The 17,716-nt window shown below is 68.0% G+C and carries 12 protein-coding genes and 2 tRNA genes; 2 read left to right on the top strand and 12 right to left on the bottom strand.

All coding sequences use genetic code 11. From position 1 onward, the window contains the following. Positions 1-29: 29 nt before the first annotated feature. The 9 genes from D187_RS47445 to D187_RS47405 all read right to left on the bottom strand — a co-directional run bounded on the left by D187_RS47445 (position 30) and on the right by D187_RS47405 (position 13,161). Entirely contained in the window at positions 30-3,803 is a 3,774-nt protein-coding gene (locus D187_RS47445; RefSeq protein ID WP_245592016.1) for a rhamnosyltransferase WsaF family glycosyltransferase, read from the bottom strand. Between the two features lie 2 nt (positions 3,804-3,805). Continuing rightward, positions 3,806-7,609, bottom strand: a complete 3,804-nt coding sequence (locus D187_RS47440) for a rhamnosyltransferase WsaF family glycosyltransferase (protein WP_002624381.1) — start codon at positions 7,607-7,609, stop codon at positions 3,806-3,808. Positions 7,610-7,770: 161 nt separating this feature from the next. After that, complete coding sequence (locus tag D187_RS47435; protein ID WP_002624380.1) at positions 7,771-9,126, bottom strand: ABC transporter ATP-binding protein; 1,356 nt, start codon at positions 9,124-9,126, stop codon at positions 7,771-7,773. A 6-nt stretch (positions 9,127-9,132) separates the two neighbouring features. Further along, complete coding sequence (locus tag D187_RS47430; RefSeq protein WP_002624379.1) at positions 9,133-9,912, bottom strand: ABC transporter permease; 780 nt, start codon at positions 9,910-9,912, stop codon at positions 9,133-9,135. Between the two features lie 177 nt (positions 9,913-10,089). After that, a tRNA-Gly gene (locus tag D187_RS47425) sits at positions 10,090-10,164 on the bottom strand. A gap of 15 nt (positions 10,165-10,179) precedes the next feature. Continuing rightward, positions 10,180-10,254 (bottom strand) — tRNA-Gly (locus D187_RS47420). 81 nt (positions 10,255-10,335) lie between these two features. After that, positions 10,336-11,025: a CDP-diacylglycerol--glycerol-3-phosphate 3-phosphatidyltransferase gene (pgsA, locus tag D187_RS47415; RefSeq protein ID WP_002624378.1), complete on the bottom strand. Its 690-nt coding sequence runs from the start codon at positions 11,023-11,025 to the stop codon at positions 10,336-10,338. Positions 11,026-11,036: 11 nt separating this feature from the next. After that, the gene (locus tag D187_RS47410) at positions 11,037-12,518 is read right to left on the bottom strand and encodes a tetratricopeptide repeat protein (RefSeq protein ID WP_020918759.1); all 1,482 of its coding nucleotides are present in this window, start codon (positions 12,516-12,518) and stop codon (positions 11,037-11,039) included. Continuing rightward, positions 12,472-13,161, bottom strand: coding sequence for a transglycosylase SLT domain-containing protein (locus D187_RS47405; RefSeq protein ID WP_002624376.1), 690 nt, complete (start codon positions 13,159-13,161; stop codon positions 12,472-12,474). The genes D187_RS47410 and D187_RS47405 overlap by 47 nt, the downstream gene beginning before the upstream one ends. A gap of 87 nt (positions 13,162-13,248) precedes the next feature. Between D187_RS47405 and nadB the strand changes: the two genes are divergently transcribed. Both nadB and D187_RS47395 read left to right on the top strand, forming a co-directional pair. Then, entirely contained in the window at positions 13,249-14,838 is a 1,590-nt protein-coding gene (nadB, locus tag D187_RS47400; RefSeq protein ID WP_002624375.1) for an L-aspartate oxidase, read from the top strand. A gap of 28 nt (positions 14,839-14,866) precedes the next feature. Further along, complete coding sequence (locus D187_RS47395; RefSeq protein ID WP_002624374.1) at positions 14,867-15,460, top strand: LOG family protein; 594 nt, start codon at positions 14,867-14,869, stop codon at positions 15,458-15,460. Positions 15,461-15,477: 17 nt separating this feature from the next. Here the strand turns inward: D187_RS47395 and D187_RS47390 are convergent, their stop codons facing one another. Genes D187_RS47390 through D187_RS47380 form a run of 3 tightly spaced genes read right to left on the bottom strand, consistent with a single transcriptional unit; the run spans position 15,478 to position 17,533 of the window. Next, a complete protein-coding gene (locus D187_RS47390; protein ID WP_043435573.1) occupies positions 15,478-16,107 on the bottom strand; it encodes a hypothetical protein in 630 nt (209 codons plus the stop codon). Then, positions 16,104-16,667, bottom strand: a complete 564-nt coding sequence (gene pyrE, locus D187_RS47385; RefSeq protein ID WP_043435571.1) for an orotate phosphoribosyltransferase — start codon at positions 16,665-16,667, stop codon at positions 16,104-16,106. Before pyrE ends, D187_RS47390 begins: the two co-directional genes overlap by 4 nt. Before the next feature lie 2 nt (positions 16,668-16,669). Beyond that, a complete protein-coding gene (locus D187_RS47380; protein ID WP_043435644.1) occupies positions 16,670-17,533 on the bottom strand; it encodes a ParB/RepB/Spo0J family partition protein in 864 nt (287 codons plus the stop codon). Between the last annotated feature and the right edge of the window lie 183 nt (positions 17,534-17,716).

Below are 17,716 nucleotides of genomic sequence, written 5' to 3'. Positions count from 1 at the left end.
CCCGGTGGCTGTTGCCCTGGAGCCGGGGCTCAGCGCGCGTGCTCTTCACCGTGCGGCCGGTCGTCCCGCGACTGGCCCGGCTCCGACAGATAGGCATACACGCGGTCCACCTGCTCCTCCCAGGTGCTCGTGCCCATGCGCCGCCGTGCCTCTGCGGCGAGCTGCTCGCGCAAGGCCCGATCCTTCAGGCAACGCAGGACCTGCCGGGTCAACTCGGAAGCCGTGGGCTCGGACACCAGACAATTCCGATCGGGCTCGAGCAACCAACGGAAGGCCGGATTGTCGTTGACCACCACCGCGACGCCACTGGCCATCACATCCAGCAGCAGTTGCGTTGGATGCAGGGTGAACGACAACCCCAGGGCCACGTCACACGTGCGGTAGAGTTCGGCGGCCTCGCGCGGCGTCAGAACGCCGTGGCTTTCCAGAACGCCACCCGCGTCGAAGCGCTCCGGTTCGAAGGCCTGTCCCGCGCAGAGGATCTCCACCTCGTGGGAAAGCTCCTGTTTGATCCGCCGGAGGACTGGCAGGACCATCTCGAAGCCCGACTCCGGCACGAGCGGGTGGGCCAGACACAGCAGGCGGCTCTTGCGGGAGCCGGCCGCTGGACGCGGTTGCAGCAAGAGCGGGTCCACCGTGGGTTCGAAGCAAACGCCCTTGAGCGGGTAGTTGCGCGTCACGAACGCGTGGACGCCCGGAGAGTTGAAGAGCCCGAGGAGCTCGAGCCGGTAGGACTGCTCCGCCAGGGAGTAGAGGGTGCCGGCCGCATGGGTCAGGGGTTCGAAGTCCTGGACCAGATAGGCCCGCTTCGCCGCTCCCGGATGGTTCAGGGCCAGCCAGGAAGCCGTCCAATGCGTCGCGATGACCACATCACAGGCCGGCAGCTCCGCGAGCTCGCCTTCGTTCCGCAAGACCTGGACGTGACCTTCGCCACCCGCCATGGTGAGCAGGGCCTCCATCCGGTGCGCGTCCTGCCACGGGGCATCGTAGACGATGAACCGGTTTTCCACGTGGTGCCTCGCGTGCATCAGCGAGGCCATGCGCGCCACCAGTTCAAGTCCCGGGGTGACGCGGTCCGCCGCCGGAATCAGCCACTGCATCCGCCGCGGCGGACGTGCCTCGGCAGGAGCGCGGCGGGACGAGGCGAGCAAGGGGGACGAATCGAACCCTGGCAGGTGCTCGGCCAGATGGCGCCGGTACCGCCCCATCGCCGCGCCTTCCCGCGCGCGGGCCCCGGGCAGCTCCCAGGCCAGGGTCCTCAAGGCCAGGGCCTCGCCATCCTCCGAGTGCCAACGCAAATCACAACTCGTGGAGCTCAGGGTGAGGTTGGGGTTGTAGAAGGGATCTCCCCCACGCAGGTACGGCCTGTAGGCCACGAAGGACCGCCAGAAGTCATCCTCCGGCATGGCATCCAGGCGGCGGCTGGCGGACTCGTGGTGGGTCAACCGGGTATAGGGCGTGTAGACCACCCGGAGCCCCTTGCTGACCATCCGCAGGCACACCTCGATGTCGCTTCCAACGACCTGGAAGGACTCGTCGTAGCCACCCAGCTCCTCGAAGAGTTCGCGGCGGACCATCATGCAGGCACTGGTGACCGCGAGATAGTTCCGGGGCCAGTCGGCATGCCCGAAGGGCGTCCAGCTCCCATCATTGGGAAGCCGCCAGAAGGGATGCCCCGCGAAGCCCGTGATGCCCACCACCACGCCCGCGTGCTGCACACAGCCATCCGGGAAGAGCAGCTTGGGCGCCACCGCCCCCACTTCGGGCCGCTGCGCCTGGGCGATCAACTCCTCCAGCCAGCCGCCCTCCGTCACCTCCATGTCGTTGTTGAGGAACAGCAGCAGCTCGCCCCGGGCCTGCCGCGCCGCGAAGTTGTTGATCGCCGGGTAGTTGAAGGGCTCGTCCCAGTTCAGCTTGCGGATGCGGGGATCCACCAAGCGCTCGAGCAGCGCGAAGGTCTCCGGGCGTGAGCTCTGATTGGAGACGAGCAACAGCTCGAAGTGCGGGTAGCGGGTCTTCTCCAGCAACGAGCGGACCAGGGTGTCCAGCAGCTCCGGCTTGTCCTTGAAGGGGACGATGATGGAGACGAGGGGCGTGCCCCGCACCCGGTAGCGCACCCGGTAGGAAGTCTCGCCCAGGTCGACGACGTCGGCCTGCTCCTGGCACCGGGCGAGGTGCTCCGCCAGCGCGCGCCGCCCCGCCCGTGAAGCCGCCTCGAGCTTGCGCTGATCATGCGAGAGCGACAGGGGGGAGTAGCGCCAGTGATAGAGAATGCGCGGGATGTGGCCCACACGGTTGGAGTGCTCGCTCAGCCGGAGCAGGAAATCGTAGTCCTGCGAGCCCTCGAAGCCCTCGCGCAGCCCTCCGGTCCGCGCCATGAGCTGACGCCGCACCACGACGAAATGACAGATATAGTTACAGGCCCGGAGCAGCTCCGGAGACCAGTCTGGTTTGAAGAAGGGGTGGAAGCGCCGTCCCTCGGCATCCAGCCGATCCTCATCCGAGTAGACCCAATCGAGCTCGGGTTCGGCCGCGAAGCGCAGAACGACCTCGGCGAGCGCGTGCGGCGCGAGGCTGTCATCGTGATCGATGAACCCCACGTACTCGCCACGGCAGTCTTCCAGGGCCGCGTTGGTCGCGCGCGCGATTCCCACGTTGGCGGGAAGCTGCCGGAAGCGGATGCGCGGATCCTTGCGCGCGTACTCCTCCAGCAGCGTGGTCAGCTCCGGGGAGCCCGAGCCATCATCCGCGATGCACAACTCCCAGTGCTCATAGCGCTGGGCGAGCACCGAATCGATGCAGGTGCGCAGCACGGGCTCTGGCGTGCGGTAGACGGGCATGGCCAGACTGATGAGGGGCCGTGCCGGCAATCCACCCAGCGCCGCCCTGGCCTTCTGGATCTGCGCGGGCTCCACCGTGGCGAACCATCGGGGATAGTCCTCGAGCGACGGAGGAGCACCCGCCGGAGCATGCGTCTCCAGGAGGTTGGCGAGCGACACGGCCACTTCGTGGTTGAAGGCGATCTGCCGCCGGAAGACCTCGCGCCAGAAGGGCTTGGAGGCGCGCACGAGCAACAACCGATTGTCGGCCCTTCGCAGGGGATCGCTCAAGGCTTCCAGCCGGGCGATGAGCGCGGCGGCCTCGGCCGTCTCCGGGCGTCGCGAACCCGCGATGGTGACGAGGATGCTCACCAACAGCTCATTCCACTGACGCTGGGTGTCCAGCAGCTCGCGCACCAGGGGGGACATCACCCTCAGGTAGCCCTGCTTCACCGTTTCGACGGCCCGCGCCGTCACTCGCTGACGAGGCGAGCGAACATCCCAGGCGGTGGGATCCACCATGGACCGCAGACGCTTGCCGACCCACGCGGAGAGCTCCACGACACTGCCCGCGCGCTGGCGGGCCGTGAGCTGTTCGAGGACGCCAACAACCTCCCGGTTGAAGGCGAACTGGGGGCGCATCAACTCGATGAGGAAGGGCGTCTGCGCCCGGACGACCCCCCGCTTCGCGACCGTGACTGGAACCCCGTAGAAGCCGCGGTGCGAGGGAGGAACCTCGAAGCGCAGGACATCGGCCAGTTCCTGCGCCGCCTGGAGCGGATCCTGGGCCCGAGCACCCCCCTCCGCGGTCTCCTGACGCAGCCGGTCCATCAACCACACCAGCGTGCGCTCGTGCGCCAACAGCTCCTGGCACCGGGAACCATCACAGGGATGCAACTGCTCCAGCAGACGGCGCTGGCTGGCGATCATCTGGGCGATCTCACCAGCGGTCTCCTCCGAACGTCCAGACGAACGGGTAGCCAAGCTCAGACTCCACCAGCAACCGGCTTGACCCGCACTCCAGCGTCCGGCTGGCTGGAGCCAGCCCCCTGCATTCCGGCCTGCACCGGACGTCCCATCAGCGTCGCGTACACCTGATCCACCTGTTCTTCCCAGCTCGTGCGGCGAACACGCTCGGCGGCGGCCTTCCCGATGCGGTCACGAAGCTGTGCGTCGCGCACGGCGCGCCGCAACTGCTCCAACACGCACGAGTAGGTCGGTTCGGCCAGCAGGCAATTCCGCTCATGCTCGAGCAGCCAGAGATTGGCGGGGTTGTTGTTCGTCACCACCGTCACGCCACACGCCATCATCTCGAACGGCAGGTACGAGGGGTGCTTGGTGAACATGAAGCACAGCCCCACATCGCACTCCCGGTAGAGATCTCCCGTCTTCTCGTAGGGCAGCACCCCATGGTTCTTGAGCGTCCCCGCCAGACCGAAGACCGAGGGATCCCACTTCTCGCCCGCCGTGACGATGTCCACCTCGGCGCCGAACTCCAGCTTCAACTGGCGCAGTGCCGCCATTCCCAACTCGAAGGCGTTGCGATCCGTCGAAGGGCGTCCATAGAAGAAGATCCGCACGGGTCCTGAACGAACGGGCCGCTTGTCATGAAAGACATGGCGCTCCACCGTGGGCTCGAACCAGCAACCCGTCATCGGGTAGTTCGAGGTGACGTGGTCATGCAGTCCCTTGGTGTTGAAGATGCCATGAAGACCCATGCGGTACGTCTGCTCCGCCAGGGCGTAGTAGCTACCCGCCGGGTAGAACAGGGGCTCGAAGTCCTGCACGAAGTACGCGCGTGCCTTGGCATGCGGGTACTGGAGCAGCGCGTAGGCACTCGTCCACAAGGTGGCGATGGCCAGATCGGACGGCGGCAGATCGGCGAACTCATCCGCGCGCTGAATGATCCGGAAGCGGCCCGGCAGCTCCGGAAAGAGCGTCATCACACGCGCTTCCATCTCCCGGGCGGTGACCTGGTTGTTGTCGTACACCACGAAGCTGTTCTCGACCCCGTAGCGCCGCCGCAGCAGATCCGCGAAGCGCAGGATGGTGTGGACACCTCCATACGGATGGCCGAAGCCGGGCACGAACCAGGTGACCCGCTCGAGCGAGCCAGCCCGCAGGGCGGCGATCCGCTTGGGAGCCTCTTCCCGCGCCTTCTCCACGTCGGCCAGGGAGTAGTCCAACGCGCGCATGTGCTCGGACAGGTGCCGGAGCTGATTGGCCCGCGTGCCGGTGACATCATCGATCCGGCTGCTCGGCAGTTCGCTGGTGAGAACACGGAGCGCGAAGGTCTCGGCATCCTCGCCCGCCTCGCGCAGCGCGCCATGGGAGGACAGCAGGGAGAGGTTCTCGTTGTAGAACGGATCCCCGCCCGTCAGATAGGGCCGGTAGGCGACGAAGGACCGCCAGAAGTCATTCTCCGGAATGGCATCCGCCCGGCGTGTCACCGATTCGTGATGAACCAGCGTGCAGTGAGACGTGTAGACCACCCGCAGCTCATGCTGAACGGCACGCAGGCACAACTCCACGTCACTGCCACAGACGATGAAGCTCTCGTCGTAGCCGCCGATGCGCTCGAAGACATCGCGGCGCATCATCAGGCAGGCGCCCGTGACGGCGAGGTAGTTCCGGGTCCAGTCCGCCCGCCCCTGCGCCGTACTGGCATGGGGAGCAAGACCCGCGAACGCGTGACCGGCGAAGCCCTGCTGTCCCACGACCACGCCCACATGCTGGAGCGTACCGTTGGGGTAGAGCAGCCGCGGTCCGACCACGCCCACCTCGGGCCGCTGCACCTGGCTGATCAACTCCTCCAGCCAGTCGGGCTCGATGACCTCGATATCGTTGTTGAGGAAGAGCAGGAGCTCGCCGGTGGCGTGCTGGACACCGAAGTTGTTGATCGCCGAGTAGTTGAACGGGTGATCCCACGTCAGCTTGCGGATGCGGGGATCCGTCAACTGCTCCAGGAGCGCGAAGGTCTCGGGTTGGGTGCTGTTGTTGGAGATGAGCAGGAGTTCCAGGTTCTCGTAGCGCGTGTACCGGAACAGGCTCGACACGAGCGTCCTGAGCAACTCGGGCTTGTCCTTGAACGGAACGATGATGGACACGCGGGGCGTGCCCTGAACGGGGTAGCGGACGCGGAAGAAGCCCGAGGGGGACAGCTCCACGTCTGCCTCCTCCCCCATGCGCTTGAGGTGCTCGGCGAGCACGACCCGTCCGAGCCCCACCTGGGCCGCCGCGATGCCCTCGGAGAGGGAGGGAGACCCCATGCGACGATGGACCAGGACGCGAGCCAGGTGGGCGATCCGCGCCGTGCGCTCGCTCAGTCGAAGCGATAGCTCATGCGCATGCGGGCCCGTCAGGCCGGACAACGAGCCCCCCACCTCCCGGAGCAGGGACGTTCGCACGACCAGGAACTCCCCCCAGTAGTTGCAGGTCCGCAGGAGATCCGGGGACCAATCCGGCTTGAAGAAGGGCTGGCTTCTGAGCCCCTTCTCATCCAGGTGGTCCTCGTCCACGTAGAGGACATCGAAGTCCACGTCCATGTTCGCGCGGCAGGCCACCAGGGCGAACGCGTGGGGAGCCAGCACATCCCCCGGCGTCAACAGCGCGCAGAACTCCCCTTGCGCCCGCTCGAGTTCTTCTCCCCACACCTGGGAGACGAGCTGGAGCCGGTGCGCGTCCCATCCATACCGCTCCACCCACCGCGCCACCAGGGGCCGCAGGGGCACGTCGCCCTCCGCGATGCGGACTTCCCATTCGGGGTAGGACTGGCGGGCCAGGGAGTCGATGGAGTCCTGGAGCTGCACCTCCGAGGCATTGCCCGCCACCAGGAGGACGCTGAGGCGGGGCCGGCGCGCCAACTGGGCCGCGGCCTGGGCGGCCTGGGTGATTTGCGCGGGCTCCCTTCGCGCACACCAGGACTCGTATTCCGAAACGCCCAGGGTCGGCACGGGAGCGGGCACATCCAGCAACTGGCGCAGGTACTCGGTCAGCTCCTGATTGAAGGCGGTCTGCCTGCGGAACACCTCCCGCCACAGCGAGGAGATCACCTTCACGCCAGCGGGCATCTCCGGGCGCGCGAAGGGATCGCTCAACCGCCGGAGTTCCTCGATGAGCGCACCCGTCCCCGCGACCGACGAGGTCTCGACATGCGCGAAGCGGGCAACGGCCTCGATGGCCTTGGTGTTCCACTCCGACTGTCCCTGGAACAGGGCCTTGAGCAGGGGACCCAGGGCGGAGAGGTAGGAGTGTTTGGCCAGCTTCACCACCATTCCGAAACCCCGCCCCCGGTGGGAACGCACGTTCCACTCGGTGGGGTTGGCCATGGGCACGAGCCGGCTCCAGACGCGCTCCGCACGCTCACGGTCTCCGGAGCCCGCGCGCAGCGCCACCAGCTCGTTCAGGACCGCGACGAGCTCCTGGTTGAAGCGGTACTGCGGCCGCATGGACTCCATGTGGAAGGGCTTCAGTCCCTCGACGAACGCCCGCTTCGCGGCCGTGACGGCCTTGCCCACCGTGCGCCGGTGCGAGTCCGGCACCGAGAAGACCAGGACGTTGGCGGCACTGGCCAGCGAGCTCACGGGCGAGGGAGCGATGCCCCGGTCCGCCATGGGCGCCATCTCCGTGGAGGCCGCCTTGAGGGCACCCGACTTCTGGCGCAACTCCTCCGTCAGCCAGCGCAGCATGCGCTCGTGGGCCACCAATTCGGTGCACCTCGAGCCCGTGCACTCCCGCAGCTCCTCCACCACCCTTCTCTGGGCGGCCACCATCTCCGCCAGTTCCAACATGGTGGGCTCTTTCGCCGGAGAGGAAGGACGCTGGGCGCTGAGTGCTCCCAGCGTCGGAAGCGAACGCTGGAAAGCCTGCAGCCTCTTCTCACCAGCGGGCGGAACAGCACGGAGGTTGGAGGATGTCTTGGTTGACATGATTTTGGGGATGCGGTGGGCGCTCAGGACGCCTGCACGCGCATGGGAAGGACATTGAGCGGAAGGGATTCGGCGGAGTGGACCGACCAGGTGTGCGGCGGACGCACCAGCCCCGAATCCTGCTGGGAAGAGCTGACCGTGATTTGGTAGAGCCCCCGGTGATAGTCGTACTCACGCCCCTCGGCCGGATGCGCGCAGACATCGAGGCTATAGACACCAGGCATGAGGCCGATGCGTTGGAACGACAAGCGCACGCTTCCCGCGGCTGGCAGCGGAGACGGGAGCGCCACCGCCTCGACGAAGGTGTTGGTGCCATACACCTTCGTCCCCTGCTGATCAAACAGGGCAATGCCGAAGCCCACGTCCTTCACCACCTGCCGGGTGCTGAAGTCGATGGAGATCTCCAAGGGATCCTCGGTGTCCAGCGAGGTCACGGCGGCGCCCTGGGCATTGAGCAGGTGCACGCCGGAGATCTCCACCTCGAAACTCCCCCAGCGCTTCTGGGGCGGGACCTGGGGTCCCGTGAGGGGCCGCGGGCCCTCTTGCACCGCGAGCGAGGGCAGCGCGCCCCCGTCCGCCGACAGCGCCGGAGGCCGCATCACCATGGACTGTTCCTGGGCGAGGGCCACGGCCTGGCGGTACTCGTGGGCGACTTCGGCGGGCGTGCCCACGCGCCGGATGCGCCCGGCGTCGATCCACGCCGCCATGTCGCACCAGCGCTCGACCGTGTTCAGGTCATGCGTCACCAGGACGATCGTCTTTCCCCTCTGCTTGAACTCCGTCATCTTCGCGAGGCTCTTCTTGCCGAAGTGCTCATCGCCCACGGCGAGGATCTCATCGATGATGAGGATGTCGGGATCCACGTGCGTGGCCACCGAGAAGGCCAGACGCATGTACATTCCGCTCGAGTACGTGCGCACCGGCTCGTCGATGAAGTCGCCCAGTTCGCTGAAGGCGATGATATCCTCCATGCGCGCTTGGACTTCCGCGCGCGACATGCCGAGGATGATGCCGTTGATGAGGATGTTCTCGCGCCCGGAGAAGTCAGGATGGAAGCCCGCGCCCAGGTCCAGCAGGGCGGAGATGCGCCCATTGACCTGGATGCTCCCGGACGTGGGGGAGTAGATGCCGGTGATGAGCTTGAGCAGCGTGCTCTTGCCGGAGCCGTTGCGGCCGAGGATCCCCACGGTGCGTCCCTTGGGAATCCGCAGGTTGATTCCGCGCAACGCCTCGATGAGGCGCAGCTCCCCCTGCTGGCGCTGGCCACGAATCAAGCGGACCAGCTCCGATTTGAAGGTCGTGTATTCGCGCCGGATGGTGCTCTTCCGGAAGCTCTTCACGGCATCGCGAATGACGATGGCGTCGGCGTTGTCTGTCATGGGCGACTAGATGGACTCGGCGAACTCTTCACGGCGACGCTCGAAGACCTGCGAGGCCACCCAGAGAAGCGCGAACGCACCGACCAGCAGGGCCAACAACGTCCCGAAGTCCGGCAGACGGTGCTCGTAGAAGATGGCCTGATAGGACGTCACCAGGATGGCCATGGGATTGATCAACACCAGCCCCTGGCGGAATGCTTCCGGGATGGTGGTGACCGGGTACAGCACCGGCGTGAGGAAGAACCACATCATGAGCAGGTTCGTCACGATGTGCTGCAGGTCTCGGAACCGGACGTTGAGCGCCGAGATGAAGTAGACGACGGCGAGGGTGAAGCAGAGCTGGGTGACGAGCACCAGCGGGAAGGCCACGACGTGCCAGGTGGGCAGCTCGCCAAAGAACAATCCGAGCCCGACCATCAGGGGCAGTGACAGCACGTAGTTGCACAGGTTGGTGACCACCACCGTGGTGGGCAGCACCTGGGCGGGAAAGCGCACCTTCGTCATCAGGTCGCGCCGATCACTGATGGCGCTCGCGCCGGCCCCCAAGGAGCTGGAAAACCAGTTCCAGGGCAGCAGGCCCACGAACATGAAGAAGGTGTAGTGGGGCAGGTTCTGCCGCATGTAGACGCTGAAGAGCAGCGCGTACACCAGCATCTGCAGGGTGGGGTTGAGGAACGTCCAGAAGAACCCCAGCACCGACCCCCGGTAACGAGCTTTCAACTCCCGCTGGACCAGGCTGAAGAGCAGCCCGCGGTACTGGTAGAGTTCACGGAAGTTGCGAAGCATGTGGCGGCACCATTTACCGCAGGTCCCCTCCCGCAGGCGAGGCCTGCCGCGCAGGGGGGGCGGACCTTAGAGGACGCCCGATTACCGGTCAAGCAAGCCTCCCCCCGCCGGGCTGCTCCGCTCGATACCTGGATCAGGAAAACAAAAAAGCCCCCTGGTTTCCCAGGGGGCCTTTTTTGGAGCGGGAAAAGGGATTTGAACCCTCGACCCTCGCCTTGGCAAGGCGATGCTCTACCGCTGAGCTATTCCCGCATCAGGTTGGAGTGTTGGAGCGGGAAAAGGGATTTGAACCCTCGACCCTCGCCTTGGCAAGGCGATGCTCTACCGCTGAGCTATTCCCGCGTCTCGACTCCTGATTCCCTTCGGCGGTGCCTCGCGGCGCCGTCGAAAGTGAGGGCGGTATACCCCCCGCATCCGGAGGCGTCAAGCCTTCTGTTCACCCCCTCCGCCACCTCGCCGGGCGAGCATGGAGAGGAAGGCCCGGAAGTACACGACGGCGCTCCACACGGAGAACGCCCCGGACAGGTACACGAGCACCTGGCCCACCTTGTTGAAGTTCACCGGCGCCGCGTAGACGCCCATGTCCACCCAGTGCTCGTAGTGCACGCACAGGGAGATGATGCCCACGAGTTGCAGGGACGTCTTCCACTTGCCCTCCTGCCCCGCGGCGATGACCATGCCCTCGCTCGCCGCGATGGTGCGCAGGCCGCTGACGATGAACTCGCGCGCCAGCAGCACGATGACGACCCAGGCCGCGATGCGCCCCAGCCGCACCATCATCACCAGGGCCGCCATGGCGATGAGCTTGTCGGCCAGCGGATCCATGAACTTGCCCACCACGGTGATGAGGTTCCAGCGCCGCGCCAGGTAGCCATCCACGATGTCGGTGATGGCGGCCACCGCGAACACCGCCGCCGCCAGCAGCGAGTCGAGCGGGTCCGCCTCGTAGGTGAGCCAGACGAACAGGGGGATGAGGACGATGCGCCCGAGCGTCAGCATGTTCGGCAGGTTCCAGAACTCCTGCACGAGAATGCTGGGCTCGCGCGCCGCACGACGCCGTGCCCGCTCCTCCTTCTTGCGCTGCTTCCGTACCGCTCGCTCCGCTCGATCCATGGCGGAGCGTTCTAGCGGAGTGGCAGGGAGATGAGGGCAAATCCTTCGCCGCTCAGTTCCACTCCAACGCCGGGCGGAGGGTTGTCCCGGGACAGCGACACCACCCGGGGGGTGACCGAGCCTTGCCAGCCCACCAGGTAGGACATGGGCACCGTCACCGGGGCCTCGGGCGTGACGCCCACCGAGCGCAGCGCGCCGCGCACCCGCAGCACCACCCTGCCCTGCCCGCGCAGGTACACCAGGTCCAGGTCCGGCGGCACGTCCGAGGGCACCTTGCCATTCTCGAAGGCCACCACCTCCTCGAAGGCGAAGACGCACTCCTCGCGCACGTAGACGCCCGTGTCCCCCAGGTCCGTCGCGAGGAAGGAGTGCCCCTCGGCGGCTTCCAGGAAGAGCACGCCCCGGCCGCTCGCCCGGGTGAACCGGGCCGAGCCCTGGCCGAAGGGCTCGTCCGTGGCGCGGCCCCGGAAGCGCTTGCGCTCCGGCTCGAACTCGAGCTGTCCGCTGAAGGCCACCAGCCCCTCCAGCCGCGTGAGCAGCTCACCCTCCACGTAGACGGAGAAGCTGCCACCGCCCACGCGCAGGCGCTGCGTGGGGCTCGCGCCCTCCAGAGCCAGCGCCGGGGTGAGCTCCGCCAGCAGCGGCACCTCCTCGGTGGCAGCAAAGACCGGAGACTGCGGGGGCAGCTCGGGCGTGGCCCCATCCAGGGACTCGGGCAACCGCTCGCCGTCCGGCTGCGAGGCCGAGGCCCATGAGGTCGCCCGGGCCTCGTCCCCAGGTGTCCCGTCCGGTGCGTGCGCGCCGTCTCCCGAGTCGGAGGCGGGGAGTGCTCCGGGTCCCTCGTCCTCGTCGAAGCGCAACTCGTCGTCGGTGGCCGGGGGCACCTCGTCCAGGCCGAACTGGGCGCCCCATTGGCCCTCCGTGGGAGGTGGAGGAGGCGGACGCGCCGCGGGCGCCGGGATCGGCGCGGGCGTGGCGGCCCTGGCTGGCGTCCGGGCGAAGGAGTTCCCCGCGATGGCCCGGGCCATCTTCTGGGCCATGGCCTCGCTGCCGGCCACGAGGAAGTGCTGCCGGGCCCGGCCATACTCGCCCGCCTGGGCCAGCGCCAGCCCGAGGTAGTTGTGGGCCTTCTTGTGATCCGGTTGCAGATCGGTCGCGGTGGCGAACTCGCGCATCGCGCGCTGCAGGGCGTTGGTCTTCAGGTAGACGAGCCCCAGGTTGACGCGCAGCGTGGCGTCCACCGGGTTGTCGCGCACCAGCGCCTCGTAGATTTCCGCCGCCCGGTCGAAGTGGCCCAGCTTGAAGTAGGCCAGGCCGAGCATGTTGCGGCCCTTCTCGTTGCGGGGCTGGAGCTGGTGGGCCCGCTCGAGCAACCGCCGGGCCTCGTCCAGACGGCCCTGCGCCAGCAACTCGCCGCCCTGGAAGAGCTGCTTGAGGAACTCCTCGTCAACGGGGCTCTTGGGCCCCCGCCCCATCACGCGCGTCGTCGGCATCGGAAGTCGTCCCGCGGGGCTCGTCCTTGGAGAGCCGCTCGCGTTCCTTGTAATGGAAGTAGAGCTGGAGCACCTTGCGCACGTAGGCCTGGGTCTCCGGGTAGGGCGGCACCTGGCCCCCATACTTGCGCACGGCCTCGGGGCCGGCGTTGTACGCGGCCACCATCTTCACCATGTCGCCGTCGAAGAGGTTGGCCAGCACCCGGAGGTAGCGCACCCCCCCCTCGATGTTCTCCCGGCTGTCGAAGATGTCGCGCACGTACATGTCCGACGCCGTGGCGGGCATGAGCTGCATGAGCCCGCTGGCTCCCTTGTGCGAGAGCGCGTTGGTGTTGAAGTTGCTCTCCGTGTGCATGATGGCCCGCACGAGCGCGGACGGAATCTTGTAGCGCGTCGCGGCGGCCGTGATGTGGGCCTCGAACTCCTCGGGCGTGCGCGAGCGGCCCTTCACCGGCGCGGTGTCCTTGGGCGCCTCGGAGAAGGTGCCCTTGAGACGGCTCGCCTTCTTGGCTCCCCCCGGAGGCACGTTCGTGTAGACGATCGTCCCATCCTTCTCCACGTACCGGTAGATGCCACCTTCGGCACGGGCGCCCAGCGGGGCCAGGCTCAGCGCGCAGAGCAAGGGAAGGAGGAGGGGTCGCATGGTAGCGCTCCAACCTTAATTCCCCGCCCGAAAGTCCTCAAGAAATCGCCTTGTTTCCGGCACTTACAGTCGTTAAGGCTCCCACACATGCCCCATCGGTTTGATTTTCTGGTCCTTGGCAGTGGCGTCGCGGGCCTTTCCTTCGCCCTCCAGGCCGCCCGGCATGGCACGGTGGCGGTGCTCAGCAAGCGCGAGCCGCAGGAGAGCAACACCGCCTATGCCCAGGGAGGCATCGCGAGTGTCCTGTCCCCCACGGACACGTTCGCGGCGCACATCCAGGACACCCTGGAGGCCGGCGCGGACCTCAACCACCTGGACGCCGTGGAGGTGACGGTGCGCGAGGGGCCCGAGCGCATCCGCGAGCTGGTGGAGCTGGGCGCCGACTTCAACCGGCGCGCCTCCGGTGAGTTCGATCTCACGCGCGAGGGCGGGCACTCCGAGCGCAGGATCGTCCACGCGGGCGACATCACCGGGCGCGAGGTGCAGCGCGCCCTGCTCGCGGCATGTGCCGAGCAGCCCAACATCACCTTCTTCCCCAACACCGCGGCGATCGATCTCATCCTCGAGCGGCGGCACGGGCCGGGCGCGCCGGGACGCTGCCTGGGGGTGTACGCGCTCATGCCCTCGGGGAAGATCGAGCGCTTCCTGGGCAAGGGGACGGTGCTGGCCACGGGAGGCGCGGGCAAGGTGTACCTCTACACCTCCAATCCGGACGTGGCCACGGGGGATGGCGTGGCCATGGCGTACCGGGCCGGGGCCGAGGTGGCCAACATGGAGTTCTACCAGTTCCACCCCACGTGCCTCTTCCACCCCGAGGCCAAGAGCTTCCTCATCAGCGAGGCCCTGCGGGGCGAGGGCGGCAAGCTGCGGCTGCGCGGGGGCGCGCAGTTCATGGACCGCTACCACCGGCTGGGGGAGCTGGCGCCGCGCGACGTGGTGGCGCGCGCCATCGACGCCGAGCTCAAGCGCACGGGCGACGACTGCGTCTACCTGGACATGACGCACCTGGGCCGCGCCTTCGTCTCCGAGCGCTTCCCCAACATCTACGCCACGTGCAAGGCCTTCAACATCGACATGGCCGTGCAGCCCATCCCCGTGGTGCCCGCGGCCCACTACATGTGCGGCGGCGTGGTGACGGACTTGAATGGCCGCACCACCCTGCCCGGCCTGTTCGCCATCGGCGAGGTGGCCCACACGGGCCTGCATGGCGCCAACCGGCTCGCCTCCAACTCGCTGCTCGAGGGGCTCGTCTTCGGTCATCGCGCCGCGGCCGTCTGCGCCGAGGAGGCGCGCGCCCTCGCCGCGCCCCAGGTGGATCCGCCCGAGTGGGACGAGGGCAGCGCGGTGGCCTCGGACGAGAGCGTCGTCGTGGCCCACAACTGGGATGAGATCCGCCGCCTCATGTGGAACTACGTGGGCATCGTGCGCACGGACAAGCGCCTCATGCGCGCGCGCCGCCGGCTGGAGCTGTTGCGCGAGGAGATCCGCGACTACTACTGGCGCTTCAAGGTCACCCAGGACGTCATCGAGCTGCGCAACATCTGCGAGGTGGCCACGCTCATCGTCGACTGCGCCAGCCGGCGCAAGGAAAGCCGCGGCCTGCACTTCACCCTGGACTACCCGGAGCGCGACGATCACCGCGGCAAGCGCGACACCGTGGTGCGGCGCGATCCGTGAACCCCCCGCTCCGAGGAACCGACGAAACATGAGCATCCGATCCATCTGCGTCTTCTGTGGCTCGCGCATAGGCGCGCGGCCGGAGTACCTCGAGGCCGCGCGCGCCCTGGGCACGGAGCTGGGCCGGCGGGGGCTCACCCTCGTCTACGGAGGCACGAGCGTGGGCCTCATGGGCGCCGTGGCGGACGCGGTGCTCGCCGAGGGCGGCCAGGTGGTGGGCGTGCTGCCCCACCTGCTCCAGTCCCGGGAGATCGCCCACAAGAACCTCACCGAGCTGCACCTGGTGGACTCCATGCACACGCGCAAGGCGATGATGGCCGAGCGCGCCGACGCGTTCATCGCCATGCCCGGCGGCGTGGGCACCTTCGAGGAGCTCTTCGAGATCACCACCTGGGCCCAGCTCGGCCTGCACCACAAGCCCATCGGCCTGCTGAACGTGGCGGACTTCTACGGGCCCCTGCTCGCCCTCATGCGGCGCGCGGTGGAGGAAGGATTCATTCTAGAGGCCCGCGCCCAGCCCTTCGTCCATGACGCCTCGCCGGTCGCCCTGCTGGAGTCCCTCCTGAAGGCGGAGCAGCCGCTCACCCCGGCCACGCCCGTGCTGGGCCCCGCGCAGAGCTGAGCCGCACGGGCCCCGTCTCAGCGCGTCTGCATCCGCATCTCCGCCTTGCCGAGCGTGGACGCCAGGCGCAGCAGCACCCACTCGGCGTTCGCGGGGATGACGAGCGCCCCGTTGGCGAAGAGCGCGGGGAAGCGCAGGCGGTAGCCCACCCAGAAGACGCCCGTGTACGGGTAGTAGGCGCGCATCTCCATGTCGGCCCGGCCCACCCGCTCCACGCTCAGGGGCCGCACCGTGCCCGCGGGCGTTACCAACTCCACGTTCCAGATGGAGTTGGGACGATCGAAGTCGTCGTAGTGGTAGTCGTAGACGTAGACGCCGAGGAAGAGCTCGTGCGTTCCCGTCGCCGCCGAGATCTCCTGGGCGAGGCTCTCCCGGACGCGCTCCGGCGGCAGCACCTTGAAGAGTGCCTGACGCTGGAGACGGGCCTCGCGGAAGGCGTCGGTCTGCAGGGTCGCCGTGGCGAAGAGGATGGTGTCGAAGCCCTTGAAGATCTCGTCCCGGCCCGAGTAGCGCGCCAGGACCTTCTGGTAGGCCTCTTCCTGGCGCTCGTCCTTGATCACCGGCGCCGAGTCCCCCACCTGGGGCGGCACGGTGACACAGCCCGCGAGCGCCAGGAGCAGCGCCCCGAACCGCAACCCCGTCCTCATGGGATGAAGTCCCGGCGGGTGAACAGGGTGTGGAGCTTGTGGCCGCTGGCCTCGACCGCCTCGCGTCCCCCCTCCAGCCGATCCACCAGGGCGAAGGCGCCGAGCACCCGCAGCCCTTCAATCTGCGCGCGCTCGATGGCCTTGATCGTGGAGGCGCCCGTGGTGACCACGTCCTCGAGGATGGCCACGGGCGCACCGGGGGCGAGCGCCTTCATTCCCTCGATCCACTGGCCCGTGCCGTGGCCCTTGGGCTCCTTGCGGACGATGAAGGCATGCAGCGGCGTCTGGGCCAGGTAGCTCGTGAGGCTGACGGCCGAGGCGAGCGGATCCGCGCCGAGCGTCAGGCCCCCCACCGCCACGGCCTCGGGGGCCTCGCGGCGCACCGCGTCCAGCAGCAGCCGGCCAATGAGGTAGTGCCCCTCGGCCAGCAGCGCCGTGCGCTTGCAGTCGATGTAGAAGTCCGACTCCTTGCCCGAGGAGAGCACCACCTTGCGCCGCTCGAAGGAGCGCTCGGTGAGCAGTTGCAGCAGCCGGTCCCTGTCACGCGTGGGCGTGTCCATCTTCACAATTTCTCCAGCCAGGCCACGAGATCCGCGGAGTAGCGCAGCTGGGTGATCAGCTCCTGTTTGCGCGTCTCGTCGAGGTCGGCGAACACATCCGCCAGCAGCGCCAGATCCTGGTTGATGTCCACCAGCCGCTGGGTGGCCTCCACGGCCAGCTCGTCCGCGTCGACCTCCTCTTCCACCGTCTCCGGCGCCAGCGACTCGTCGGTGGCCAGCGCCTTGTCCAGCATGTCCCGGGCGATGGGCGTGAGCCGCCCCTCCGCCTCGAGCTCGTCCCGGCGTGCCTCCAGCTCCTCGCGGCTCACCGGCTCGGCGTGGATGGCCGAGGCGAGCGCCAGGAGCAGTGCGTCCTCGTCGGACAGGTCCGTGTGCAGGCGCGCGAGGACGCGGTCGCGCTTGAGGAAGCGCAGCGCCGCCACGCGCCGGAAGCCGGAGATGATTTGAAAGCGATCCGGCGGACGGAAGCGCACGTCCACCGGGAAGAGCTGTCCCAACCGCGCCAGATCCGTGGCCAGCGCGGACAAGTCCCCCGCGGGACGGATCTGGAAGGTGGTGTCCTCGTCGATCCGCTCCAACGGAAGGTGGGCGGGCGCCACGTGGCCATGACGGCGCAGCGTGGCGGACTCGAGGCTCTCCTCGACGGCCTTGGCGGGCGCCTCGCCCTCGGACGCGCCAGCCTGGGACGCGCCCTCCTCGGACGCGATCCCGGCGTTGGACTCCTCGCCCCCGGACACCGTGCCCGTGGGCTCCTGCACGGCATCGGCGGAGGCGCCGGACGGCTCGGCCGCATCCACCCCGGGCGCGACCTCCGCCTGGGTGCTCGGCTCCGCGTCCACCTCGTCGATCCTGTTCTCGGCGTTCATGGCGTTCATCCGCACCCTTGGCTCAACCCGTCAACCTAGGGACGGGTACCCCCAACGCTTCAACGACCCTTCTTCTTCACGACGACCTTCTTGCGAGCCCCCTCCGCCACCGAGGGAGGAAGCGGCGCCGCGGGGGGCGGCCGGGGAGGCTCGGGACGCGTCGGCTCGGCGGCCCGGGCGGCG

Origin of the sequence: Cystobacter fuscus DSM 2262 (assembly GCF_000335475.2) — a bacterium.
Lineage (GTDB): Bacteria > Myxococcota > Myxococcia > Myxococcales > Myxococcaceae > Cystobacter > Cystobacter fuscus.
Note: the sequence above shows the minus strand (reverse complement) of the source record. Positions and strands in the feature narration are given on the sequence as shown.